The sequence below is a fragment of the Mycobacterium sp. M26 genome (assembly GCF_001494595.1).
Lineage (GTDB): Bacteria > Actinomycetota > Actinomycetes > Mycobacteriales > Mycobacteriaceae > Mycobacterium.
In genome coordinates this window covers 333,432-358,576 of record NZ_LN929907.1, presented here as the reverse complement: position 1 = coordinate 358,576, position 25,145 = coordinate 333,432, and the positions used below count along the sequence as shown (strand labels likewise).

Sequence of the window (25,145 nt, the reverse complement as noted above, 5' to 3'; positions counted from 1 at the left end):
CGATGACCGACGAGCGCGAAGAGGGTCTGCACCCGGGATGGTGGACATTGATGTTCGTCATCGCCACCGCGGCGGTGATCGCCGCGACGACCACCTTGTTCTCCGGCTCCCTGCGGACTTATGCACCGGTGACGCTGACTGCGGATCGGGCCGGTCTGGTGATGGACCGCGGAGCGAAGGTCAAGTTGCGTGGTGTGCAGATCGGCCGGGTGGCCGACGTCCGCGCCGACGGCACCCGGGTACAGCTGACCCTGGATATCGAACCCGACCAGATGCACTTCCTTCCGGTGAACGTGGGCGCCAAGATTCGAGCCGGAACCTTGTTCAGCGCCAAGTTCGTCGAACTCGTCTACCCCGCCGATCCCAGCCCGCAGCGACTGGCGGCCGGCGATGTCATCGACACCGACAACGTCAGCACCGAGATCAACACCTTGTTCCGCGACCTGTCCGACATCCTCAAGCAGGTCGACCCAGCCAAGTTGCAGGCGGTGCTGGCCGCTCTGGGACAGGGCCTGGGCGGCCACGGCGAGCTGATCGGGCAGACCATCACCGACGCCGACACCGTCCTTGCCGAGGTGAACAAACGCGCCGACACGTTGCGCGCCGATGGGCAGGCCGTGCGGGCGATCAGCGATGCGTATCGCGTTGCCGCACCGCGGATCCTGACCGCACTCGCCGCCGCCACCACCTCCAGTCGCAGCGTCGCCGACAACGCCGCGACGCTCGATAACCTGTTGACCTCCGTCGTCGGCCTCGCCGACGGTGGCATCGAGTTGCTCGCAATGAGCCAGCCGAACATCACCGCAGCGGTCGGCCTGTTCGAGTCGACAGCCCGGTTGTTGGCCGCCTACACCCCGACCTTCACCTGCACCCTGGTGGGCGCCAAGATCGCCCTCGACAAGGGCTACCTCGACGCCACCGGCGGCGCCAACGGTAAGTCTCTGATCCTCGACAGCGCGCTGCTGTTCGGCCCGGACGCCTACCGCTATCCACAGAATCTCCCGGTGATCGGCGCCAAGGGCGGCCCCGGCGGCAGCCCGGGCTGCGGTTCCCTTCCCGACGTCGCCGCGAATTGGCCGGTGCGCCAGCTGATCACGAACACCGGCTGGGGAACCGGCCTCGATATCCGGCCCAATCCGGGCATCGGGTTCCCCGGCTACGCCAACTACTTCCCGGTCACCCGCGGCGTACCTGAACCGCCGAGCGTCCGCTATCCGGGCGGGCCCGCGCCCGGGCCGATCCCCTACCCGGGTGCTCCGCCGTACGGCGCCGCGCTCTACGCACCGGACGGCACGCCACTGTGGCCGGGTCTTCCGCCGGCACCGCCACCCGGTGCCGCCCGCGAGCCGGGCCCTCCCCCGCCGGGCCCGGAGCCGCGCTCTACGCACCGGACGGCACGCCACTGTGGCCGGGTCTTCCGCCGGCACCGCCACCCGGTGCCGCCCGCGAGCCGGGCCCTCCCCCGCCGGGCTCGGAGCCCTTCGTCGTGCCGGCGCCCGCACAATCACAGCCCACCCCGACTCCACCGTTGCCCGACGCGGCAACACCGGCACCGTAGCGAGGCTGACCGTGAAAGAGAATGTGGGCGGGGCGATCTGGCGCGTTGGTGTGTTTCTCACGATTTGCGCGCTGGGGCTGATGGCCATGCTGGCGATCTTCGCCCAACTGCGCTTCGCCGCCGAAAAGGTCTACACCGCAGAGTTCCACACCGTATCCGGGCTGGAGCGTGGCAACTTCGTCAGGATCGCCGGCGTCGAGGTCGGCAAGGTCAAGGACATCAGAATCCGGGACGACGGCGTGGCTTTGGTCGACTTCGGCACCGATGAGACCGTCATCCTGACCGAGGGCAGCAGGGCGGTGATCCGGTTCCGCAACCTGATCGGCGAGCGCTACCTGGCCCTGGAGGAAGGAGCGGGCGGCACCCGTCCGCTTCAACCTGGCGCCACCATCCCCTTGCAGCGCACCGCACCGGCACTCGATCTCGACGCCCTACTCGGCGGCTTCCGCCCACTGTTCCACGCGCTGGATCCCCAACAGGTCAATGCACTCTCAGGCCAACTGGTCGAGGCTCTTCAGGGCGAAGGCTCGACGATCACCACGTTCCTGACCCAGACCGCAGCGCTCACCAACACACTGGCTGACCGGGATGAGCTCGTCGGCAACGTCATCACCAACCTCGAGACCGTTGCCGGCACCCTGGGCAGCCAGAGTAACCAGTTCGCTAACACCGTCGACTCACTGGCATCCGCGCTGGCGACCCTAGCCGACCGCAGGCAGACCCTGCGCAACGGCCTCGCCTACGCCAACGAAGCAGCCGCATCCGTCGCCGACCTGCTGGGTCAGGGCCGCGCTCCGCTGGCCACGATCGTCAATGAGGCGGACCGCACGGCTGCGGCGGTCCTCGCCGACCGGGACTACTTCGATCGTTTCCTCGACACCCTGCCCGACGCCTACCGGATGATCAACCGCCAGGGACTCTACGGGGACTTCTTCAGCTTCTATCTGTGCGACCTCATCCTCAAGATGAATGGAAAAGGCGGACAGCCGGTTTACGTCAAGATCGCGGGCCAGGACACCGGGAGGTGCACGCCGCGATGAAGACCTTCGCCGAACGCAATCCCATCACCGTCGCGGTGGTAGGCATCGTGGCTACCGTCGCGGTTGTCCTCGGTGCGCTCAACTACGGCAAGTTGCCGTTCGTCAACTCCAACCGGCACTACTCGGCCTACTTCGCCGAAGCGGGTGGACTGCTCACCGGTGCTGCCGTGCGCGTCTCGGGCTACGAGTCGGGCAAGGTCGACAGCATCGACCTGGACGGCGCGCGGGTGCGGGTGACCTTCGAGGTCGACAAGAACATCCGGCTCGGGGCGGACACCGAAGCGGCAATCAAGACGAAAAGCATTCTCGGCGCCAAGATCCTCGAACTGACTCCACGCGGCCAGGGATCGCTGTCCGGTCCCATCCCGCTGGAACGCACGACCTCGCCCTATCAACTCCCCGATGCCCTCGGTGACCTGACCACCACCATCAGCGGGTTGGACACCACGCGGCTGGCCGACTCCTGGAAGACCCTGGCCGACGAGTTCGCCCAGACTCCAACAGCTCTCGACGCTGCACTGCAGGGGGTGTCCCGCTTCGTTGCGACCGTGGACGGCCGCGACACCCAACTGCGTCAACTCCTCACCGACGCCCACTCGCTGACGACGGTGCTTGCCGAGCGCAGCGACACCATCGTCACGATGCTCACCGACAGCAACGCACTACTCACCGACCTGCGCACCCAAAGCGATGCCCTCGACCACATCGCCGGCACCATTGCCGCGCTGAGCCGGCAGATCAAAGCCGTCATCGCCGAGAACCGCCAGACTCTGCGACCCGCCCTCGACAAGCTCAACCAGGTCCTGTCGATCCTCGAGGTACGCAGGGACCGGATTGCCCTCGCCATCAAGGGTTTCAACCAGTACGCCCTGTCCCTGGGCGAGTCGATGGCAGCAGGCCCGTTCTTCAAGTTCTACATCGCCAACCTGCTCCCCGGCCAGTTCATCCAACCCTTCGTCGACGCCGCGTTCTCCGACCTCGGAGTGGATCCCACCGTCCTGACGCCCGACCGGCTTACCGACCCGCAGGCCGGGCAGCCCGGCACCCCACCGCTACCCGTACCGTTCCCCCGCACCGGCCAGGGCGGGGAGCCGCGGCTGACTCTGCCCGACGCCATCACCGGGAACCCCGGTGATCCGCGCTACCCCTACCGGGAACCCGAGCCCGTTCCACCACTCGGTGGTCCGCCGCCGGGGCCGCCAGCCATCGACGAAGGTGACCGATGATCACGCGCACCTGGGCTCGCACCGGCCTGGCCGGCATCCTCGCGCTGCTGGTGATGGCCGCCGGCATCCTCCTCGTCCACACTGCAGACACTTCCCATCGGCGAACGGTCGTCGGCTACTTCGCCAACAGCAACGGCATTTTCGTCGGTGACGAGGTGCGCATCCTCGGTGTCCCGGTCGGCAAGATCGACCGCATTGAACCCCAACCGGACCGGGTGAAGATCACCTTCTGGTTCGACGGACAGCATCCGGTCCCCGCTGACGCCAAGGCGGTGATTCTCTCCCCGGCCATCGTCACCGCCCGCGTCATTCAGCTGACCCCCGCCTACACCGGCGGGCCACAGATGCTCAGCGGAGCGGTGATTCCACGGGAGCGCACCGCGGTCCCGGTGGAATGGGACGACCTGCGCACCCAGCTCGAGCGCATCAGTGAGCTCCTGCGACCAGATCAGCCCGACGGGACCAGCGCGCTGGGTTCTGTCGTGCATACCGCCGCCGAGGCGCTGCGCGGGCAGGGACCGACGCTCAGGACAACCATCCTCAAACTCTCCCAGGCGATGTCGATCCTCGGTGACCACAGTGACGACCTGTTCGGCACCGTGGCGAACCTCTCTCTCGTGGTGTCGGCGTTGAAGGACAGCGGTGATGCGATGCGCCAACTCAACACCAACCTCGCTGCCGCTACCGACCTGCTCACCAACGATCCCGACGAAGTGGGCGACGCTGTCGTCGCACTGGATGCTGTCGTCGGTGATATCCGCACGTTCGTGTCCGACAACCGTGACGCGCTGGGCACCACCGCCGACAGCCTCGCCTCGGTGTCAACGACGTTGACCGCCAGCCTGGATGACATCAAGCAAGCCCTGCATGTCGCACCCAACGCGCTGCAGAACCTCATGAACACCTATCAGCCGGCACAGGCCACCATGGGCGGTGCCTACGCGTTCAACAACTTCGCCGACCCGATCACGTTCCTGTGCGGGGCCATTCAAGCCGCGTCGCGGCTGGGCGCTGACCAGTCGGCCAAGTTGTGTGTCCAGTATCTGGCGCCCATCGTCAAGAACCGGCAGTACAACTTCCCGCCGCTGAGCGAGAACCTCATCGTCGGTGCCGCAGCGCGGCCCAACGAGGTGACCTACAGCGAGGACTGGATGCGACCCGACTACGTTCCCCCGCAACCGACCGACCCGGCCACCGGCTTACCCGGCATGATGCTGCCCGCGGAGCAGACGCCATGACGGCCCGTCGGCCGGTGCTCGCCGGCGCACTGACAGTGGTGATCGCCGTCGTCCCGGCCTGCGGATGGCGTGGCCTGAACTCGCTGCCGCTGCCAGGTACTGCCGGGCGCGGCCCGGGCGCGTTCACCATTCAGGCGCAACTGCCGGATGTGCGCACCATCGAACCGAATTCGCGGGTCCAGGTGGGTGATGTCACCGTCGGCACGGTCACCAGGATCGAGCGGCAGGGCTGGCATGCCCTTCTCACCATGAGCATCGACGGTGACGTGTCGCTGCCCGGCAACGCGACGGCCACCGTCGGCCAAAGTGGTCTGCTCGGCTCGCTGCACGTCGAACTGGCACCACCGACCGGGGTGGCCCCGCAAGGCCGATTGCAGGCCGGGGCGGTGATCCCGCTGTCGTCGGCGAGCACCTATCCGTCCAGCGAGCAGGTCCTGGCCGCGGTGTCGTTATTGCTCAACGGCGGTGGGATCGGTCAGGTCCAGGACATCACCCAGTCGTTGAGCACGGCCCTTGCAGGCCGCGAACAGGATCTACGCAATCTGATCACACAGCTCGACACGTTCACCCGCATCGCCAACGAGCAGTCCGCCGACATCATCGCCACCGCCGAGAGCCTCAATGCACTGGCCGGCCAGTTCGCCGACCAGAAGCCGGTATTGGACAAAGCAGTGCACACCATCCCCGACGCGCTGCGGGTGATTGACGAGCAACGCGACGTGCTCGTTGACGCGCTCGACCAGATGGGCAAATTCAGTGCCCTGGTCGCCGACTCCACCCGGCAGACCAAGGACGGACTTCTGGCCGAATTGCGCGAGCTCGGGCCGGTTCTGGAAGCTTTGGCCAATGCCGGACCCGCCTTGACGCGAGCGCTGGGACTGTTCGCCACCTACCCCTTCCCCACCGACACCATCGGCACCTGGCAGCGCGGCGACTTCGCGAACCTGACCGCGGTCATCGACCTGACGCTGAGCCGGCTGGATGCCTCATTCCTGACCGGCACCAGGTGGGAGGGCAACCTGACCGAACTCGAGATGCAGTGGGGACGCACCATCGGTCAGCTGCCGAGCCCCTACACCGCAGGCAATCCCCTGGTGGCGCCGTATCACTGGGACCAGGGGCGCTGATATGCCGCCTCTGAGCCTGCGCATCCGAATTCAGCTGGTGCTGTTCGCCATCGTCACCGCGATCTTCGCCGCGGCGATGGTCTTCGGGTACATCAGACTCCCGGCCATGTTCGGCATCGGCCGCTACCAGGTCACGGTCGAGCTGCCGCGCTCGGCAGGCATCTATCCCGGTGGCAACGTGACCTACCGCGGCGCCGAGGTCGGCCGGATCAGCGATGTCCGTCTGACCGATACCGGGGTGGCGGCCGTGTTGTCGCTGAGATCAGGCATCGACATACCCTCGGACCTCGACGCCCAGGTGCACAGTCAGTCCGCGGTGGGTGAGCAGTACATCGCGTTGCTGCCGCGCCGCGACTCGGCTCCGCTGAGCAACGGTGATGTGGTTCCCGTCGATCGCACCACGGTCCCACCGGATTTCGACTCAGTGCTTGACGCCGTCAACACTGGCCTCAAGGCGATTCCGCACGACGATCTCAAGACGGTCGTCGACGAGTCCTACATCGCCGTCGGTGGCCTGGGCCCGGAACTCTCCCGGATCGTCACCGGCAGCGGCGAACTCGCTGCTGGGGCGCGCAAGAATCTGGACCCCTTGCTCACCCTGATCGACCAGTCCCCACCGATTCTCAACGCCCAGATAGACTCCGCTCCCGCGATCCAGGCCTGGACCGACCACCTGGCCACCATCAGCACGCAGCTTGCTGACAACGATGGTGCCGTGCGGGACCTGCTGATCCAAGGTGGTCCCGCCCTGCAGCAGGCGCGGCTGCTGCTCGATCGGGTGCGCCCCACCGTCCCGGTCATCGCCGCGAACCTCGCCAGTGTGGCGCAGGTGACGGTCACCTATCAGCCGGCCCTCGAACAGCTGCTGGTGCTGCTCCCGCAGGCCGCGGCGACCGCCCAAGCCATCGGGCTGGCCAACCGTGACACCCAGCAGCCCTATCGCGGGGTCTACCTCAGTCTGAACCTGAGTCTCAACCAGCCACCGCCGTGCACGACCGGTTTCCTTCCCGCACAACAACAGCGGGCCGCCGCGGTCGAGGACTACCCAGACCGCCCGGCGGGAGACCTGTACTGCCGGGTGCCGCAGGACTCGCCGCTGGAGGTGCGGGGTGCGCGCAACATCCCGTGTCTGACCCGCCCGGGAAAGCGGGCACCGACGGTCGCGATGTGCGAGAGCGACGAGACCTATGTGCCGCTCAACGACGGCTACAACTGGAAAGGCGACCCTAACGCGACGCTGTCCGGACAGCCGGTGCCACAGCCGCCGATCGCCGCGGCCGAATACGACCCGGCGACCGGCACCTACCTCGGACCCGACGGTCGGCAGTACACCCGAAACGATCTTGCGGGCTCAGCGCCCCACGACCTGGAGTCGATATTGCTGCCGGGCAACTGATCTCAGCACTCCACCACGTTGAGGGCCAGCCCTCCGAGCGCGGTCTCCTTGTACTTGTCGGCCATGTCGGCCCCGGTGTCGCGCATCGTCTTGATCGCGGTGTCGAGGCTGACGAAGTGGGTGCCGTCGCCGTGCAGCGCCATCCGGGCGGCGGTGATCGCCTTGACCGCGGCCACCGCGTTGCGTTCGATGCACGGAATCTGCACCAGACCACCGACTGGGTCGCACGTCAAACCCAGGTTGTGCTCGATACCGATCTCGGCGGCGTTCTCCACCTGAGCCGGGGTGCCACCGAGCACCGCCGTCAGCCCGGCCGCCGCCATCGAGCACGCCGAGCCGACCTCGCCCTGGCAGCCCACCTCGGCCCCCGAGATCGACGCGTTGGCCTTGAACAGCACACCGATCGCGGCCGCGGTCAGCAGGAAGTCGACCACCCCGTCGTCCGACGCGCCTGGCACGAAGCGCGAATAGTAGTGCAGCACAGCGGGAATCACCCCGGCCGCGCCGTTGGTGGGAGCGGTCACCACCCGTCCGCCCGCAGCGTTCTCCTCGTTGACCGCCAGCGCGTACACCGTCGTCCAATCCAGCGCGTACAGCGGATCATCGGGCTTGGCCTCGAGCTGAGCCGCCAGCTGCTCGGCCCGGCGTTTGACCTTCAAGCCGCCCGGCAGCACGCCACTGTGCGCCAGCCCGGCGCTCACGCAGTCGCGCATCGCCGTCCAGATCCGCAGGACACCGCCACGCAGATCGTTGTGCCGGCCCAGGGCGCGTTCGTTGTCGGCCATCAGCTCCGCGATCGTGCATCCGTGGCCTACGGCCAGCGCCACCAATTCCCTGGCGGTGGTGAACGGATAGGGCACGTCGGCGTCACCGGCTACCGGCGCAACCGCCTCGTCCTCGTCGAGAACCGCCCCGCCACCGATCGAGAAATAGATCCGCCGCTCGAGGACCGCGCCGTCGGCACCGAAGGCCTCGAACGTCATCCCGTTGGAGTGAAAGTCCAAGCGGTCCAACCGAAGTGCGATGTCGGAGTCCACATCGAAGTCAATCGTCCGGCCGCCACCGAGGGCTAGCCGGCCGGTGCTGCGCACCGCATCCACCCGGTCGGCAACCTCCGTGGGATCGACGGTCTCCGGGTCAGCACCGCCGAGGCCGAGCACGATCGCGCCGATGGTTCCGTGTCCGGTGCCGGTGGCCCCGAGTGATCCGTACAGCTGCACCCGGATCCGGTCCACCGCACCGAGCAGGCTCCGCTCAGCCAGCCGGCGGGTGAAGCGGGCGGCGGCACGCATCGGCCCCACAGTGTGGGAACTCGACGGGCCGATCCCGATGGAGAAGAGGTCGAAGACGCTGACGGCCACGCGTGCCCGCTACGGCTTCGGGGCGACCTCGACGCTGGGCGGCAGCGCGGACGGCTCGGGCTGCATCGAGCGCCGCACAATGCTGAACGCCACCGCCCCGCCGACCACCGTCGCCAGGCCCAGACCGCCGAACACCAGCAGACGCCGCCGGCGGCGGTGCGGCGCGGTGCGTGCTTCCTGCAGAGCGGCGGGGGGCGCCCTCGCCGCTGGGCGGCAGCGCGGACGGCTCGGGCTGCAGCGAGCGCCGCACAATGCTGAACGCCACCGCCCCGCCGACCACCGTCGCCAGGCCCAGACCGCCGAACACCAGCAGACGCCGCCGGCGGCGGTGCGGCGCGGTGCGTGCTTCCTGCAGAGCGGCGGGCAACTCGGCGACCACCTGCTTCACGGCGGCCGCCTCCTGAGCCAACTGCTCGCGCGCGGCGCGGGTGTTGCGGTAGCGACGCCGGATGCCGGCGGCGGCCGACTCCGCGGAGTGCACCGTCACCCCGACCACGCCGCGCGTGACGTCCACCGGACCCACCGCGGAGTAGTGCAGTCCGCGCCGCAGGCGCTGCTGGGAAGTGAGCTTGGGTTCGTGCTTGCGCGCCATGGTTCAACACTGCCACACCACCGCACCGGGTAGCCGCGAGATGGGGCACAGGGCGCTAGTGGCACACTGTGAATCCGTGACGAGCCCTATTGCAACCGCGACCGCGACCCTGCACACCAACCGCGGCGACATCAAGATCGCCCTGTTCGGTAACCACGCCCCCAAGACCGTCGCCAACTTCGTCGGCCTGGCCCAGGGCACCAAGGAGTACTCGACGCAGAACGCGTCGGGCAGCACCTCCGGACCGTTCTACGACGGCGCGGTGTTCCATCGGGTCATCGAGGGCTTCATGATCCAGGGCGGCGACCCGACCGGCACCGGCCGTGGCGGCCCGGGCTACAAGTTCGCCGACGAGTTCCACGGTGAACTGCAGTTCGACAAGCCCTACCTGCTGGCGATGGCCAACGCCGGGCCGGGCACCAACGGCTCGCAGTTCTTCATCACGGTGGGCAAGACCCCGCACCTGAACCGCCGGCACACCATCTTTGGTGAGGTCGTCGACCCTGAGTCGCAGAAGGTTGTCGACGCCATCGCCACGACGGCCACCGACCGCAACGACCGGCCCACCGAGCCCGTCGTCATCGAGTCCGTCACCATCTCCTGACGGTTGCGACTGCGGTAGACAGCGGCGTACTCACCGCCCGGCATAGCCGGCGTCGGTGAGTGCGTCGAGCACCGTCAACGGTTCGGTCCCCAGGTCCCACCGGCTGAGCACGATCAGCCGGTTGTCCGTGGTGTCGATTTCCAAAAGTCGTACTTTGCGCCCGATCCGGCGGAATTCGGTGATCCGGATCAGCGAGATGTCCGGGTTCCGCAAAGTCTGTGACCTAAACCACCCCCGGTAGACCAGGCCGTCGGGCGTGATTGCCAGCCGGGGCCGGGCGCGCCACGATCCGAGTGCAAACACGATCAGCCCTACCGCGGCAACGCCGGTCAGAATGCGCCCCGGAGGGTCTGTGACCACGGTCACACAGGCGATAGCCATCACAAGCCCGGCAATTCCGAGCCCGATGACACCTCCGGGCCGTGGCGCCCACTCAGTTTGCTGCATGGGGTCCTCGGGTGCCGTCACCGTGGGGAATGCAGTTATCCACAGGTGCTATCAACAATGGGGATGAATCACATCGATGTGATTGGCTTACCAGAAGGTTGCCAGCACAGTAACGGCGCGCACACAGAGTGAGTCCGGAAAGGGTGCCGGGGCCGGTCAGCGCCACCGCATCGTGAGCAACAAACCTGTGATCATGAAAGCAAACGCGATCGCGTAGTTCCACGGCCCCAGATTAGCCATCCACTGCAGGGCGCTCGGGGTATCGAATCCGGACGCGGCGAGCTGGAACACCAGCAGCCAGATCAGCCCGATCAGCATCAGGCCGATGAACAGCACGACGAACCACACGCTCGACGGCCCGGCCTTCACCTTCACCGGGGTACGGCTGACCGGCTTGACGGTGAAGTCGTTCTTCTTGCGAACCTTGGACTTGGGCATGGGTACCTTCGGGACGAATCGGTGCGACGATGGTCGCAGATCGACTATGAGATTAACGCAGCGACGCCGCGACCAGACACACGCGGCACCGGCGACGACCGCGGCCCCACGTTCGGCGTGGCGCTACGGCGTCCCGGTGGTGTGTCTGCTGGCCGGCCTGCTGCTGGCCGCCACCCACGGGGTGTCCGGGGGCGGCGAAATCCGCCGCAGTGACGCTCCCCGGCTCGTTGACCTGGTCCACGATGCCCAGAACTCCGTCGACCGGCTCAGCGCCCAGCGCGACGCCCTGGCTGCCCAGGTGGACACCACCCACGGCGCCTCGGCGGGCACGGCGCTCTCGGCGATGCTGGCCCGCGCCGATCAGCTCGCTGCCGACGCCGGGCTCGACCCCGTGCACGGCCCCGGCCTGGTGGTCACGCTGTCGGATGCCCAGCGCGACGCCAACGGCCGGTTCCCGCGCGACGCCTCCCCCGACGACCTGGTGGTCCATCAGCAGGACATCCAAGCCGTGCTGAATGCCCTGTGGAGTTCCGGCGCCGAGGCGATTCAGATGCAGGACCAGCGGATCATCAACACCTCTGCGCCGCGGTGCGTCGGCAACACCCTGCTGCTCAATGGGCGCACCTACAGCCCGCCCTATGTCGTCACCGCGATCGGTGACGCCAGGGCCATGCAGGCCGCGCTGGCCGCCGCGCCGCTCGTCACGCTCTACAAGCAGTACGTGGTGCGCTTCGGCCTGGGCTACAGCGAGCAGGTCCGCAGCGATCTCCAGGTCGCCGGGTACACCGAGCCGGTGCGAATGCGCTACGCCCAGCCTGCCGGTCCGGTCGGATATTGACTGGATAGTCCCAGGTAACCTTGCACGGTGCAGGTCTTGGTCGTCGACAACTACGACAGCTTCGTGTTCAACCTGGTCCAGTACCTGGGTCAGCTCGGGGTGGACGCGACGGTGTGGCGTAACGACGACGAACGCCTGGCTGACGCCGACGCCGTGGCGGCCGAATTCGACGGCGTGCTGCTGAGCCCCGGACCGGGTACCCCCGAACGTGCCGGCGCCTCAATCCCGCTGGTGCGTGCTTGCGCGGCCGCGACCACGCCACTGCTCGGGGTGTGCCTGGGACACCAGGCCATCGGGGTGGCCTTCGGCGGCACCGTGGACCGCGCCCCCGAACTGCTGCACGGCAAGACCAGCACCGTCTACCACACGAATGTCGGTGTGCTGCATGGACTTCCGAACCCGTTCACGGCCACCCGCTATCACTCGCTGACCATCCTGCCGGAGACCGTGCCGGCTGCCCTCGAGGTCACCGCCCAGACTCGGGGCGGGGTGATCATGGCGGTGCGCCACGTCGAGCTACCGATCCACGGTGTGCAGTTCCACCCCGAGTCGATCCTCACCGAGGGCGGCCACCGCATGCTGGCCAACTGGCTCGGCTACTGCGGTACAGCCCCGGCCGAGACTCTGGTGAGCCGGCTGGAGCAGGAAGTGGCCGACACCGTGCGGCACGCGACCGCCAACGATCCGTTAGCAGCGTCTACGACGCAAAGCTGAGGGTGATCGACGCCCCGAAGCTCACCGGGCTACCGGCCGGCGGGCTCTGGGTCACCACGCCATTGCTGCGGACCCCGCTGTTGTCAGCGTTGGGGCCCTTGATCAGTACACCGGTCCACCCGAGTGCCCGCAGATTGGGTTCGGCGTCGGTCCAGAACTGACCGCGCAGGTCGGGCATCACGAACTGGTTGCCCTTGGACACCTGGATCTGGATCACGGTGTCCTGCGGGACGATCTGCCCGGCCGCCGGGTCGGAGCCGACCACCTGGCCGGTGGGCTCGGTGCTGTCGACGGGGACCTGAATGAACTTCAGGAAGCCCGAGGCGGTGAGGATCTGTCCGGCGACGTCGACGGTCTGGCTCGCGATCACCGGCACCGCCGCGGTCTGCGGCCCGGAGCCCACCACGATGGTGATCTCGTTGGTGATCGCCGAGGTCTGGTTGGCCGGCGGGATCGTCGAGAGGACCTTGTCCTTCTGCTCGGGCGCCGACGGCGAATCACTCTGCTTGAACTTGCCGAACCCGGCGGCCTTGAGCTTCTGCACCGCCTCGGCGTAGCTCAGCGAGGACACGTCGGGCACCTCGCGCTGTTCGGGCCCGGTGGAGACATTGATGACGACCTCGTCGCCCGCCCCGGCTTGCGAGTTGCCCGCCGGGTCGGTGTTGATGACGTGATCGGGCGGGACGGTGTTGTCCGGCTTCTGCTGGGTGCGGATCTTGAAGCCCTTGTTCTGCAGCGCGGCGATCGCGTCGGCCGAGGCCTGGCCCCGCACGTCGGGCACCTGGACGTCCCGCGGGCTTCCGCTGACCATGTTGATCGCGATCGTCACCACGACGGTCAGCACGGCCAGCACCGCGACGGCAATGAGCCAGCGCCCGATCGAGCCGCCGGCCCGGTCACGGTCCACGAACTGGCCCGGGCGCGGGATCTCGTCGGTGGTCTCGGCATGTGACGGCACACCGGGGGTGGCGGCCATCATCGAGGTGCGCTCGGCGGGGGTGAGCACCTTGGGCGCCTCCGGCGCCTCCCCGTTGTGCACCCGAACCAGATCGGCGCGCATGTCGGCCGCGCTCTGGTAGCGGTTGTCGGGGTTCTTGGCCAGCGCCTTGAGGACGACGGCGTCCAGTTCCGGGGTGACACCCGAATGCTTCTGCGATGGCGGCACCGGGTCCTCGCGGACGTGCTGGTAGGCCACGGCCACCGGCGAATCACCGATGAAAGGCGGCTCGCCGGTGAGGATTTCGTAGAGCACGCAGCCCAGCGAGTAGACGTCGGAGCGGGCGTCGACGGACTCGCCGCGGGCCTGCTCGGGTGAGAGGTACTGGGCGGTGCCGATGACCGCGGCGGTCTGGGTGACGCTATTGCCGGCGTCGGCCAGCGCGCGGGCGATGCCGAAGTCCATCACCTTCACCGCGCCGGTCTTGGAGATCATGATGTTGGCCGGCTTGACGTCCCGGTGGATGATGCCGTGCTGGTGGCTGAAGTTCAGCGCCTGGCAGGCATCGGCGATGATCTCGATCGCGCGCCGCGGCGGCATCGGCCCGTCGGTGTGGACGATGTCGCGCAGGGTCACCCCGTCGACGTACTCCATGACGATGTAGGGCAGCGGCCCGGTGGTGGTCTCGGCTTCGCCGGTGTCGTAGACGGCGACGATCGCCGGGTGGTTCAGCGCGGCGGCGTTCTGGGCTTCGCGGCGGAATCTCAGATAGAAACTGGGGTCGCGGGCCAGGTCGGCGCGCAGCACCTTGACCGCCACATCGCGATGCAGGCGGGTGTCGCGGGCCAGGTGCACCTCGGACATGCCGCCGAAGCCGAGGATCTCGCCCAGCTCGTAGCGGTCGGACAGGTGCTGTGGCGTGGTCATGAGGGTGCCTCGCCATCGAGGTCGGCGGGTTCGGCCAGGGCGAACCGGATGACCGGCTCCCTGCCGTCCCATCCGGACGGGGCGGTGCCGGCGCCCGACGGCGGCGGCGTCACCGTCTCGGTTTCGGTGCGCTGGACCGGGGCATTGTCCCGGCGGTCGCGGTCGGCGAGTACGATCAGGATCGCGCTGATGATGGCCAGTGCGCCCAGGACGCCGGCTGCCCACAGCAGGGCGCGCTGACCCGAGGAGAAGGTGCGCCGGGCCGGCTGGGTGCGGTGCCCGCCGGTGGCCGGACGCGGGCGTGCCGCGGTGGCGGGGGCCGCTGCCGGTAGCCGCGGTGAACTACCCGGGATGGCTGCCGGGGTGGCCCGGATGGTCGGTGCGGAGTTCGGCCGCGGCGGGCGACGGCCGGCCCGCACTGCGCCGACCGCGTCGGCGAACTGGCCGCCGTTGCGGTAGCGCATGCCCGGGTTCTTCACCAGGGTGATTTCGATGAGCTCACGCACATTGGGCGGCAGGTCGGCGGGCAACGGCGCCGGGGTCTCCTTGATGTGCTTCATCGCCACGGTCAGCGCGCCATCGCCGACGAACGGGCGCTTGCCCGAAACCGCTTCGTAGCCAACAACTCCCAGTGAGTAGACGTCGCTGGCGGCGGTGGCGTCATGACCCAGGGCCTGCTCGGGCGCGATGTACTGGGCGGTGCCCATCACCATGCCGGTCTGGGTGACCGGCGCCGCGTCGACGGCCTTGGCGATACCGAAGTCGGTGAGCTTCACCTGCCCGGTCGGGGTGATCAGGATGTTGCCCGGCTTGACGTCGCGGTGCACCAGCCCGGCGGCGTGCGCCACCTGCAGCGCGCGGCCGGTCTGCTCCAGCATGTCCAGCGCGTGGCGCAGGGAGAGCCGACCGGTGCGCTTGATCACCGAGTTCAGCGGCTCACCGTTGATCAGCTCCATCACCAGATAGGCGGTCCGGCCCTCGCCGTCCATATCCGTCTCGCCGTAGTCGTGCACGGCGGCGATCCCCGGATGGTTGAGCATCGCGACGGTGCGGGCCTCGGCGCGGAACCGTTCGACGAACTCCGGGTCCGACGAGAATTCCTGCTTGAGCACCTTCACTGCGACGCGCCGGCCCAGCCGGCTGTCGACGGCCTCCCAGACCTGACCCATACCGCCGGTGGCGATGAGCCGCTGCAGCCGGTAGCGGCCCGACAAGGTGACACCTACGCGGGGGCTCACGATGCCCCCTGCAAAGCCGCCGCGATGGTTGCCCGCCCGACCGGGGCGGCCAGCGCTCCGCCGGTCGCCGACAGCCGGTCGCCGCCGTTCTCGATCAGCACCGCGACCGCGACCTTGGGGCTCTGGGCCGGGGCGAACGCGATGTACCAGGCATGTGGGGGTGTGTTCCTCGGGTCGGTGCCGTGTTCGGCGGTACCGGTCTTGGAAGCGATCTGGACGCCCGGAATGGCTCCCTTTTGCTGGGTGAGCTGTTCGGCGCCGATCATCAAATCAGTTAGCTTAGCCGCGACCTGTGGAGAAACCGCACGCCGCTGCTCCTGGGGCGCGGTGGTGGCGATGTTGGACAGGTCAGGTCCGCGCAGGCTGTCCACCAGATACGGCTGCATCAACACCCCTGAGTTGGCGATCGTCGCCGCCACCTCCGCGTTCTGCAGCGGTGTCACAGCCACGTCCTTCTGCCCCATGCTCGACATTCCCAGTGCCGCGGCGTCCGCGATCGGGCCGACCGTGGACTCGGCGACCTCCAACGGGATCGGCGCGGGTGCACTGTCCAACCCGAACGCTTGCGCGGTGTTGCGCAGCGCATCGGCACCTACCCGGATACCCAGTTCCACGAATGCGGTGTTGCAGGACCGGGCGAACGCTTCGCGCAGCGAGGCCGTCGGGGCGTTGCCGCAGGCGGTGCCGCCGTAGTTCTCCAAGGTCGCGGTGCTGTTCGGAAGCTGGATCTGCGGTGCCGCGGTCAGCTGGTCGGTGTCGCTGATTCCGGCCTGCAGGGCGGCGGCGGTGGTGATCACCTTGAACGTCGAGCCGGGCGGGAAGGTCTCGGAGATCGCACGGTTGGTCAGCGGCGAGCCGGGGTCGTCACGCAGCTGCTGCCACGCCTTGCCCTGTTCGTCGGTGTCGTGGGTGGCCAGCAGGTTGGGGTCGTACGACGGGGACGACACCATCGCCAGGATCTTGCCGGTGGACGGCTCCAGCGCGACCACCGAGCCCTTGCACGGCCCGTTGCAGCCCTGCTGCATCGCCTCCCACGCGGCCTGCTGCACCCGCGGGACGATCGTGGTGTCCACGTTGCCGCCGCGCGGATCGCGGCCGGTGAAGAAGTCGGCCAGCCGGCGGCCGAACAGCCGCTGGTCGGAACCGTTGAGGATGCTGTCCTCCGCGCGCTCCAGGCCGGTGCTGGAGTAGCGCAGCGAGTAGAAGCCGGTAACCGGTGCGTAGACAAAGGGATTCGGGTACACCCGCAGGAACCGGTAGTGCCCGTTGGTCGACACCGAGTAGGCCAGCAGCTGGCCGCCGGCAGTGATCTGCCCGCGCTGGCGCGAGTACTCGTCGAGCAGCACCCGCTGGTTGCGCGGGTCGGCGCGCAGCCCGTCGGCCCGGAACACCTGGGTGACCGTCGCGTTGATCAGCAGCAGCACGATCAAAGCCATGATCATGATCGAGATACGGCGCAGTGAGGTGTTCATACCCGCTCGATCACCTCGGTACTGGCCGCCGCGATCGGAGTGTGCGGGCTGGTCATGATCGGCCGGCGGGCGGCATGGGAGATCTTCACCAGGATCGCCAGCAGCAGGTAGTTGGCCACCAGCGACGACCCGCCGTAGGACATCCACGGCGTCGTCAGACCGGTCAGCGGGATCAGCCCGGTGACACCGCCGACCACGATGAACAACTGGATGGCCAGCGTCGAGGCCAGCCCGGCGGCCAGCAGCTTGCCGAAGCTGTCCCGCACCGCGATCGCGGTGCGCAGGCCGCGCACGATCAGGATCGTGTAGAGCATCAGCACGCCGGCCAGGCCCACCAGGCCCAGCTCCTCACCGACGGCCGCGATGATGAAGTCGGTGGAGGCGGCAGGCACCGTACCCGGCTGGCCGTTGCCCAGACCGGTCCCGAAGATGCCGCCGGTGGCAAAGCTGAACTGCGACTGCACCATCTGGTAGCCGGCGCCCTCGGGGTCGGCGAACGGATCCAGCCAGGTCTGCACCCGCACCCGCACGTGGCCGAACAGGTGGTAGGCCACGACACTGCCCGCGGCGAACAGGGTCAGGCCGATGGCTACCCAGCTGAACCGCTCGGTGGCGATATAGACCATCACCAGGAACGACGCGTACAGCAGCAGTGAGGTGCCCAGGTCCTTCTCGAACACCATCACGCCAACCGAGGCGATCCAGGCCACCAGCAGCGGGGCCAGGTCGCGCGGGCGCGGCACGTCCATGCCCAGCACATGCTTGCCCGCGCTGGTGAACAGACTGCGCTTGGCCACCAGCACCGAGGCGAAGAAGATCAGCAGCAGGATCTTGGAGAACTCGGCGGGCTGAATGCTGAAGCCGGGGAACCGGATCCAGATCTTGGCGCCGTTGGTCTCGGAAAACCGGGCAGGCAGCAGGGCGGGGATGACGAGCAGGATCAGACCGGCCAGTCCGCACACGTAACCGTAGCGGGCCAGGATCCGGTGATCCTTGAGGAACACCACCACCAGCGAGAAGCCGACGACGCCGACCAGCGTCCACAACATCTGCTGAGAGTCGCTGGGGCCCTTGGCCGATGCTTCCAGCGCGCCGGGCACCAGATCGAGCCGGTGAATCATCACCAGCCCAAGACCGTTGAGCAGCGCCACAATCGGCAGCAGCACCGGATCGGCGTAGGGCGCGAAACGCCGGATGGCCAGATGCGCGCAGATGAACAGGGTCAGGAAGGCCAGCGTGGAACTGGCCAGATCCCAGCTCATGCCCTGCTCCTGGTTGGCCTCCACGATCATCAACGCGATGACGGTGATCAGCGTCGCGAAGATCAGCAGCGCCAGCTCGGTGTTACGCCGGGTCGGCGTCACCGTCGCCAGCGTCACCGGGGCCTGCGGTTGGGTGCTCATGCTGCCGCCCGGCAGTCGACACCCGGCTTCTGCGGCGGGGCGGGCAGTTGGGTCACGGTCGGCGCCGGGCTGGGCGGAGCCGGAGGTGTTGCGGAATCGGTTGCTGCCGTAGCACTTTCACTTGCCGTGGGGCTCGGCGGCGGTGCCGGAGTGGTGCGCGGTGAGGCCGACGTGGGTGCCGAGGTCGTGGTGCGCGGGGCCGGGCTAGCACTTTCACTTGCCGTGGGGCCCGGCGGCGGTGTCGGTGCGCACGGCGGCAGCAGCGAGCTGCGCGAAAGTTCGCGGAGCTGACCGATCGCATTGTCCAGGCTGCCGGCGGGCAGCCCGGCCGAAACCTGGGTGCGCTCAGACGGCCGCAGATCCTGCAGCCGCATCAGCGAGCAGCCCAGGCTGTCGGTGGCCTGGCCGTAGCTGATCTGGGACAGCTCGCCGCGGTCGTTGAGGCAGCCCAGCAGGTAGGGCTCCTGCAGCGGGTAGCCCAGAATCGAGCCCTGGATACCCCGCATGATCGCGACCGTGCCGTTGTAGGCGCTGACGTAGTAGTTGCTGCGGATGATCTCGCGGCCCACCACCAGGCCGGCGATCGCGAGCAGCACCACCAATGCGGCGGCGATGACAATTCGCTTGCGGGAGCGCGGTTTTGGCGGTGGTGCGGGTTCGGCCACCACCCGCTTGGCCACGTTCGGCCGCGGGTTGATCGCCGAGGCGCGCCCGGCGGCGGTGTTCGGGGGTGCGACGTGATCGTCGTCGCCGGAGACCGCCCCGGCCAGGATCGGCTGGGTCTGGCCGCCGTAGTCGTAGTCGACGACGTCGGCCACCACCACGGTCACGTTGTCCGGTCCCCCGCCGCGCAACGCCAGCTCGATGAGCCGGTCGGCGCTCTCGGCGACGTCGGAGATCTGCAGCGCTTCCTGGATGGTCTCGAAGCTCACCGGGTCGGACAGGCCGTCGGAACACAGCAGGTAGCGGTCACCCTCGCGGGCCTCGCGCATGATCAGCGTCGGCTCGACCTCGTGGCCGGTCAGGGCACGCATGATCAGCGAGCGCTGCGGGTGGCTGTGCGCCTCCTCGGCAGTGATCCGGCCCTCATCGACGAGGGTCTGGACGAAGGTGTCGTCCTTGGTGATCTGGGTGAGCTCACCGTCGCGCAGCAGATAGCCCCGCGAGTCGCCGATGTGGACCAGTCCAAGCCGGTTGCCGGCGAACAGGATTGCGGTGAGCGTGGTGCCCATACCCTCCAGCTCGGGCTCCATCTCGACGTGTGCGGCGATCGCCGAGTTGCCGTCGTGCACGGCGTCGTCGAGCTTGCTCAGCAGGTCGCCGCCGGGCTCGTCGTCATCGAGATGAGCCAGTGCGGCGATCACGAGCTGGGAGGCCACCTCGCCGGCGGCGTGCCCGCCCATACCGTCGGCCAGGGCCAGCAGGCGGGCACCGGCGTAGACCGAGTCTTCGTTGTTGGCGCGAACCAGGCCGCGGTCGCTTCGAGCGGCGTAGCGCAGGACAAGGGTCACGGGCGCAGCTCGATTACCGTCTTGCCGATGTGTACCGGCGTGCCGATCGGAACGCGAACTGCCGTGGTCACCTTCGCCCTGTCGAGGTATGTGCCGTTGGTCGATCCTAGGTCTTCGACGTACCAGTCCGAACCCCGCTGGGACAGCCGGGCGTGCCGGGTCGAGGCGTAGTCGTCGGTCAGCACCAGGGTGGAGTCATCGGCCCGGCCGATCAGCACCGGCTGGCTACCCAGCGTGATGCGAGTGCCGGCCAGGGCGCCCTCGGTGACCACCAGGTAGCGGGCGGTGCTGCGCTGCTGACGCGACGGCAGCAGCGCGCCGCGCAGTGCCAGACCGCGACGAACCATGACCGCGCCGGTGGGCGCGTAGATGTCGTTGCGCAGGATGCGCAGCACCGACCAGATGAACAGCCAGAGCAGCAGCAGGAAACCGGCGCGCGTCAGCTGCAGAACTAGTCCCTGCATCCGGCGTCCTCTCCGTCCTCGCGCCGCTGTCGCAGCACCGCCACGATACTTGGACGCTGCAGGACCCGAGGGTGAAGCCACACAGCTTCGCCCAAGGCGCGGCCCCCCGCCGACCTCAGTGAACGCGGACGATGATCTCGGAGTGGCCGAGCCGGATGACGTCACCGTCGGCCAGCTGCCACTCCTGCACGGGTGCGTTGTTGACCGTCGTCCCGTTGGTCGAGTTGAGGTCGGAGAGCAACGCCACCTGGCCGTCCCAGCGGATCTCCAGGTGCCGCCGCGAAACCCCGGTGTCCGGGAGACGGAACTGGGCGTCCTGGCCGCGGCCGATGACGTTGGCGCCTTCGCGCAGCTGGTAGGTGCGGCCGCTGCCGTCGTCGAGCTGCAGGGTGACGTTGTGTCCGGCGCCGGGGTACTCACCCTGGGCCTGGCCGTAGCCGCCGTAGCCGCCCCCGGCGGGCTGACCGTAGTCGTAGTCGCGGCCCTGCTCGCCATAACCGCCTTGCTCGTAGCGGGGGTAGTCGGGCTGGGCGTAGTCCTGACGGCCGTAGCCGCCGCCGTAACCCTGCTGCTGCTCGTAGCCGCCCTGGTCGGGGTAGGAAGGGCGCGGCTCGGGGCGGCCGTAGCCGGGCTCCTCGTGGCGGCCAGGAGCGCGACCGTAGTCATAGTCACGTGCGCCTGCGGTCGGGTGGGGGCTGGCGTCCGGATTGACGACGCCACGGGCACGGTACTGGCCTGTGTGCAGGTTCGGCGACTGCTCGAACCTGACGACGACATCACCATACGTTTGCCACCCTTGTTCCCGGAGGTATCCCCCCAAGTGTTTGGCAAAAGTGTCCGAGGTGAGATCGCGATCAGCGCTGACCTTCTCGAAGTCGGACTCACTGAGGGTAATGACGTACTCGTTGGGTGCCAACAGACGGCCGCCCTGCAGTGTTTGCACACCATCGGAGGCCTCCCGGCGCAGTAGTGCTTCTACTTCTTGCGGAACGATCGACCCACCGAATACCCGCGCAACGGCGTCACCCACCGTGTTCTCGAGTTTGCGCTCGATGCGTTGAACCAGACCTCTCTGGTTACTCATCTCACCGCCTGCCTCGAGTCCGGCGCGTGTCGCACCGCCGCTTCTTTCTCCTGCATGGTATCGGCCCAGGTTGAGGCATCGTCACCATGAGAACTCTGAGAATCGAATTACACCAGGTCAGGGCCCCGCGCGGGGAAGTGTGACCTGGGTCGTAGAGTGGTGGGACGACGTGGGCGCGAGTTGGGGATCATCCAGCGGACCTGATACGCTCCCCCGGTCGTTTTGGGCGAGTGGCGGAATGGCAGACGCGCTGGCTTCAGGTGCCAGTGTCCTTCGGGACGTGGGGGTTCAAGTCCCCCTTCGCCCACATAGAGGAGTTCTACGAACTCCAGGCATAGAGGTCACGAACTCGAAAGAGGTCGTGACCTTTGTGCTTTGTGGTGATGCTTGGTCTTGGCGGTTACCGGGATGGCGGCGAGGGGATCTACTCGCGTGGGTCCCGGACCGGGTTCTCGGCGGCCGTCCGATCGATTGCAGCGGCGAGGCTGTCGAAACCGACTGGTTGCGCCACCTCACTTTTGATCCGCGCCAACCCGATGCTCCGTTGACCGATTGACTCTACGCGGGACCGAGGCAGGACGTAGAAGGCCCATTGCGAAACGTCGAGCGGATCGTAGGCATCGTGTGACTGCGCCGTCTGAACACAGAAAACGTAGATATCCGCATTGAACGTTCGCTTGCCCGAATACCCGGTTTCCGGGTCCAACTTCTGGGAGCGGAGGCCGCTGAACTTGATAGTCGACAGGTCGTGCTGTGGCCACGCCTGGAGGTAGGCCGAAGACTTGACCTCAACGCGAACGCTTGCGGGAGTGAGAACGTCGAATTCATCCCATTCAGGCCGGGGTTCCGGCGCGCCGACGGCCTTCGCCACGAGCCATTCCGCAAGAACTCCTCGCAGGACATTGGAGCGAAGATCTCTGGCCGCGTATGACCAGAAGTCCTTCACGGTGTGGTCGAGTCCTGTGAAGAGCTCGTCGCCGGTCAGAATCCGGGCGGGCGGTGGTCGAAACTTCATGTAGCCGGTCACGGGCCTGAGTCTGCCTGCCAGCACCGACCATGGACACCGTGTTGCAGTTCTACCCTGTCGGCGTAGGTGCGAAGGTACATCGGGCTGGTGGCCGGGGTCGCGACGAGAACCGCGGCCCGCCGTCCTCGACGTAGGCCTTGCCGTCGTCCCTCTCGAAATTTTGAGTGGATCAGCCCCGACTTCGGGGATTGATGGTCTGTCCCTGGCCGATCACGGCGGATCCGTGCCGTCTGCGCCTTCTCCTCGTTTGAGGATCTGATGGGGATTGAAGTAGTAGTTGCGGGGTGGTCGGCGGCGGGTGGATCGGCGGCTGGGCCGCCATTCGATACCCCTCTTGCCGAGCGTGACCGTGTATCCGCCCTTTTCGAGGATGCGGTTGTCGGGTCCGGACATCAGCGACAGTTCGTCGATATCCGTGCACCCGTTGTGTGGTGCGGCCCATTTGATGTTGTGGTTGACCTCGCAGTGGTCGAACGGGGTCGTCGATCCCGGCCGTGTGCTTCCGCCGTCACGGGCGAAGAGCATCAGCCGCTGGGCGGCGGTGGCCAGACGCTTGGACCGGCCTTCGTTGAGCTGTAACGACTTTGCTCCGTGGAAGATGGCCAGATAGTGGTGCGCCTGCTGGTCGTCGAGCAGTGCGATGACATCGGAGATGGGCATCATTGACCCGCTGGAGGTCAGGGCGTGGCCGGTGCGGGCTTCGAGGTCAGCCAAGTCGGCGCGGATGATGAGCGTGACCGGTAACCCGCGGTGGGTGCCGAGCACGCCAGAGGCCAGGAACGCGGTGAGCAGGGCTTGCAGGCCGTCGTGGTTGCGCTGAGCGGGGGTGCGGGTGTCGGCCTTGATCTGTGCTTCAGTGGGTTCTGAACCCACGACGGTGGGATCCTCGGGAATGCAGTGCCCCGGGGCCGCCTCTTTCTTCAGCGCCGCTTCCCAGGTGGCCCGCATCGCCGGGGTCAGCCAGCCCGTGATGCGGCTCATCCCGTCGGGGCCTTGCTTGCCGATGACAATGCCGCGTTTCTTGGCACGCTCGACGTCGGTGAACTGACCATCTTGGTTCCAGCAGTAGAGCTGTTTAGTGACCAGCGTGCGAAGTTCTTCCGGTGTGAACGCGGCCGCCAACTCGGCGAGGTTGCCCTCAGCCTCGGCGACCTCCTTCGGGTCGACACCGTGCGGAATCCGGGCGGCGAAGTCAGCCATCACCGCGGCGTGGGCTTCGGTGATCAGCCCGTCCGCCTGGGCGGCGGCGGTGGCCGGCAGGTGGGGTCCCAGGGGTTGGCCCGTCACTGAGGCCCGTGGTCCCAGTGCCTTGGCGTGATCGACCCGACGGCGCGCCTCCACCGAGGACAGCAGCAGCTGGTCGCGCAACCACACCGCCCAGGTCGGTGCATCACCGAGCTCAGCAGGCGTCGTCTGGCACTGCAGCGCCGCCAGCAGCTGATGCTCGACAGCGGGCAAGACATTGCGCACCAGCTGTAGGGACTGCAGGGCCGGCACAATCTCGCGCGCAGTCAGAGCCGCCACGTCACAGGCGGACAGCCGGGCCAACGCCTCCACCAGGTCGACAAACACGCCCGGCGCACCGGCATCGACAGCGCACCCCTGGGTCATCACTCGAACATACATTCGACCACCGACAAGTCTCGGCGGCCGTGAGTTGAACCCGGGCTTCGGACGGAGATCGTTCTGTTGTACTGAACCGATGGCTCGCCTCGCCGTGTCGGCTGCCGCGGCTGCGTTGATCCTGGTGTCCTCACCGGCGATCGCCGCGGCTGATCCGGCCGCCTACGACTACGCCTTCACCTGCAACCGGTCCTCGCTGACGTCGGACTTCGCCGAGCGTGATGAGATGCCGCAGACCGACGCCGCTCCGGCGGACTGGTATGTCGAGCGCAACGGCCGCTACCCGAACGGGGGCTGGGGACCAGCAGCGGCAGTCTTTCCGGGTGTCGCAGTCCCGGTCGATTCCGGCTGCGATGCCGGCACGTGGCAGCGGGAGCGCATCGTCGCGACGGCGATGCACTACCTCAACGTGGCGGGCAACCCGCAGGGTTTGCAGTACCGCCATCACCACATTCCCGACTGGGATCCGCCGACGTCCACCGCGCCGGCTGCGGTCGAGAACGCAGACGACGCCGACGGGCAAGCGCCGGAGGCCTGGCCCGGGCGCGGACTGGACTGCTCCAACTTCACCGCCTGGGTGTACAACTACGGCCTGGGCATCAAGTTCGGCGGCGATGTGGGCAAGCAGTATGCGGGCACAGCCGGCCCGATGGGCCAGTGGATTCCGGCGCAGGGACCGTTCGAACCGGGCGACCTGGTGTATCTGCACCCGAACGGGAACACCAACCGCGCCTCGCATGTGGTGGTCTTCCTCGACGACCAGCACGTGATCGACAGCCGGCTCAACGCCCAGGGTGTTTCCGGCGTGCAGGTCCGGGACCGCACCGGCTGGTACCGCACCGCGGTGCTGGGCGCTTGGCGGCCGATCGCGGGCTAGGTT

General features: G+C 67.8%; 21 protein-coding genes, 1 tRNA gene and 3 pseudogenes. 11 read left to right on the top strand and 14 right to left on the bottom strand.

The window, feature by feature from the left end:
- Positions 1-2 precede the first annotated feature (2 nt).
- The 6 genes and pseudogenes from BN3385_RS29285 to BN3385_RS01765 form a co-directional block, all read left to right on the top strand.
- Positions 3-968, top strand: a pseudogene (locus BN3385_RS29285) (MCE family protein); the annotation flags it as partial.
- 601 nt (positions 969-1,569) lie between these two features.
- Complete coding sequence (locus tag BN3385_RS01785) at positions 1,570-2,598, top strand: MCE family protein (RefSeq protein ID WP_059014515.1); 1,029 nt, start codon at positions 1,570-1,572, stop codon at positions 2,596-2,598.
- Positions 2,595-3,824, top strand: a complete 1,230-nt coding sequence (locus BN3385_RS01780; RefSeq protein WP_082690358.1) for an MCE family protein — start codon at positions 2,595-2,597, stop codon at positions 3,822-3,824. The genes BN3385_RS01785 and BN3385_RS01780 overlap by 4 nt, the downstream gene beginning before the upstream one ends.
- Positions 3,821-5,062, top strand: coding sequence for an MCE family protein (locus BN3385_RS01775; RefSeq protein ID WP_059014511.1), 1,242 nt, complete (start codon positions 3,821-3,823; stop codon positions 5,060-5,062). Before BN3385_RS01780 ends, BN3385_RS01775 begins: the two co-directional genes overlap by 4 nt.
- Positions 5,059-6,189 carry an MCE family protein gene (locus BN3385_RS01770; RefSeq protein ID WP_059014509.1) on the top strand — a complete coding sequence of 377 codons (1,131 nt, stop codon included), beginning with the start codon at positions 5,059-5,061 and terminating at the stop codon, positions 6,187-6,189. The genes BN3385_RS01775 and BN3385_RS01770 overlap by 4 nt, the downstream gene beginning before the upstream one ends.
- 1 nt (position 6,190) lies before the next feature.
- Positions 6,191-7,585, top strand: a complete 1,395-nt coding sequence (locus BN3385_RS01765) for an MCE family protein (RefSeq protein ID WP_059014507.1) — start codon at positions 6,191-6,193, stop codon at positions 7,583-7,585.
- Positions 7,586-7,587: 2 nt separating this feature from the next.
- On the opposite strand, the gene BN3385_RS01760 is transcribed toward BN3385_RS01765, so the two are convergent.
- The 3 genes and pseudogenes from BN3385_RS01760 to cwsA (BN3385_RS28820) form a co-directional block, all read right to left on the bottom strand.
- On the bottom strand, positions 7,588-8,946 hold the full coding sequence (locus BN3385_RS01760; RefSeq protein ID WP_059014506.1) for an L-serine ammonia-lyase: 1,359 nt from the start codon (positions 8,944-8,946) through the stop codon (positions 7,588-7,590).
- A gap of 9 nt (positions 8,947-8,955) precedes the next feature.
- Positions 8,956-9,138, bottom strand: a pseudogene (cwsA, locus tag BN3385_RS29280) (cell wall synthesis protein CwsA); the annotation flags it as partial.
- A pseudogene (gene cwsA, locus BN3385_RS28820) lies at positions 9,134-9,538 on the bottom strand (cell wall synthesis protein CwsA); the annotation flags it as partial. The pseudogenes cwsA (BN3385_RS29280) and cwsA (BN3385_RS28820), both read right to left, overlap by 5 nt.
- A 58-nt stretch (positions 9,539-9,596) precedes the next feature.
- Between cwsA (BN3385_RS28820) and BN3385_RS01750 the strand changes: the two are divergent.
- Complete coding sequence (locus BN3385_RS01750; RefSeq protein ID WP_156432493.1) at positions 9,597-10,142, top strand: peptidylprolyl isomerase; 546 nt, start codon at positions 9,597-9,599, stop codon at positions 10,140-10,142.
- Between the two features lie 30 nt (positions 10,143-10,172).
- On the opposite strand, the gene BN3385_RS01745 is transcribed toward BN3385_RS01750, so the two are convergent.
- On the bottom strand, positions 10,173-10,589 hold the full coding sequence (locus BN3385_RS01745) for a PH domain-containing protein (protein ID WP_059016276.1): 417 nt from the start codon (positions 10,587-10,589) through the stop codon (positions 10,173-10,175).
- A gap of 156 nt (positions 10,590-10,745) precedes the next feature.
- Positions 10,746-11,027 (bottom strand): cell division protein CrgA, encoded by a 282-nt coding sequence (gene crgA, locus BN3385_RS01740; protein ID WP_059014501.1) that lies wholly within the window; start codon positions 11,025-11,027, stop codon positions 10,746-10,748.
- Positions 11,028-11,073: 46 nt separating this feature from the next.
- Here crgA and BN3385_RS01735 point away from each other — a divergent pair, with 46 nt between their 5' ends.
- On the top strand, positions 11,074-11,865 hold the full coding sequence (locus BN3385_RS01735; protein ID WP_082690231.1) for a DUF881 domain-containing protein: 792 nt from the start codon (positions 11,074-11,076) through the stop codon (positions 11,863-11,865).
- 27 nt (positions 11,866-11,892) lie between these two features.
- On the top strand, positions 11,893-12,579 hold the full coding sequence (locus tag BN3385_RS01730) for an aminodeoxychorismate/anthranilate synthase component II (RefSeq protein ID WP_059014497.1): 687 nt from the start codon (positions 11,893-11,895) through the stop codon (positions 12,577-12,579).
- On the opposite strand, the gene pknB is transcribed toward BN3385_RS01730, so the two are convergent.
- The 7 genes from pknB to BN3385_RS29390 form a co-directional block, all read right to left on the bottom strand.
- Complete coding sequence (pknB, locus tag BN3385_RS01725; RefSeq protein ID WP_059014495.1) at positions 12,563-14,443, bottom strand: Stk1 family PASTA domain-containing Ser/Thr kinase; 1,881 nt, start codon at positions 14,441-14,443, stop codon at positions 12,563-12,565. The genes BN3385_RS01730 and pknB overlap by 17 nt on opposite strands.
- Positions 14,440-15,681: a serine/threonine-protein kinase gene (locus BN3385_RS01720; protein ID WP_059014494.1), complete on the bottom strand. Its 1,242-nt coding sequence runs from the start codon at positions 15,679-15,681 to the stop codon at positions 14,440-14,442. Before BN3385_RS01720 ends, pknB begins: the two co-directional genes overlap by 4 nt.
- A complete protein-coding gene (gene pbpA / locus BN3385_RS01715) occupies positions 15,678-17,153 on the bottom strand; it encodes a D,D-transpeptidase PbpA (protein ID WP_059014492.1) in 1,476 nt (491 codons plus the stop codon). Before pbpA ends, BN3385_RS01720 begins: the two co-directional genes overlap by 4 nt.
- Positions 17,150-18,556 (bottom strand): FtsW/RodA/SpoVE family cell cycle protein, encoded by a 1,407-nt coding sequence (locus BN3385_RS01710; RefSeq protein ID WP_059014490.1) that lies wholly within the window; start codon positions 18,554-18,556, stop codon positions 17,150-17,152. The genes pbpA and BN3385_RS01710 overlap by 4 nt, the downstream gene beginning before the upstream one ends.
- The gene (locus BN3385_RS01705; RefSeq protein ID WP_059014488.1) at positions 18,553-20,067 is read right to left on the bottom strand and encodes a PP2C family protein-serine/threonine phosphatase; all 1,515 of its coding nucleotides are present in this window, start codon (positions 20,065-20,067) and stop codon (positions 18,553-18,555) included. The genes BN3385_RS01710 and BN3385_RS01705 overlap by 4 nt, the downstream gene beginning before the upstream one ends.
- The gene (locus BN3385_RS01700; RefSeq protein WP_059014486.1) at positions 20,064-20,531 is read right to left on the bottom strand and encodes an FHA domain-containing protein FhaB/FipA; all 468 of its coding nucleotides are present in this window, start codon (positions 20,529-20,531) and stop codon (positions 20,064-20,066) included. The genes BN3385_RS01705 and BN3385_RS01700 overlap by 4 nt, the downstream gene beginning before the upstream one ends.
- A 115-nt stretch (positions 20,532-20,646) precedes the next feature.
- The gene (locus tag BN3385_RS29390) at positions 20,647-21,615 is read right to left on the bottom strand and encodes an FHA domain-containing protein (RefSeq protein WP_059014484.1); all 969 of its coding nucleotides are present in this window, start codon (positions 21,613-21,615) and stop codon (positions 20,647-20,649) included.
- A 224-nt stretch (positions 21,616-21,839) separates the two neighbouring features.
- Between BN3385_RS29390 and BN3385_RS01690 the strand changes: the two genes are divergently transcribed.
- Positions 21,840-21,922: transfer RNA gene (locus BN3385_RS01690), tRNA-Leu, on the top strand.
- 117 nt (positions 21,923-22,039) lie between these two features.
- Here the strand turns inward: BN3385_RS01690 and BN3385_RS01685 are convergent.
- Both BN3385_RS01685 and BN3385_RS01680 read right to left on the bottom strand, forming a co-directional pair.
- A complete protein-coding gene (locus BN3385_RS01685) occupies positions 22,040-22,642 on the bottom strand; it encodes a hypothetical protein (RefSeq protein WP_059014481.1) in 603 nt (200 codons plus the stop codon).
- Positions 22,643-22,852: 210 nt separating this feature from the next.
- Positions 22,853-24,253 (bottom strand): 13E12 repeat family protein, encoded by a 1,401-nt coding sequence (locus BN3385_RS01680; RefSeq protein WP_059014479.1) that lies wholly within the window; start codon positions 24,251-24,253, stop codon positions 22,853-22,855.
- A 91-nt stretch (positions 24,254-24,344) separates the two neighbouring features.
- Between BN3385_RS01680 and BN3385_RS01675 the strand changes: the two genes are divergently transcribed.
- On the top strand, positions 24,345-25,142 hold the full coding sequence (locus tag BN3385_RS01675) for an NlpC/P60 family protein (RefSeq protein ID WP_059014477.1): 798 nt from the start codon (positions 24,345-24,347) through the stop codon (positions 25,140-25,142).
- Positions 25,143-25,145 lie beyond the last annotated feature (3 nt).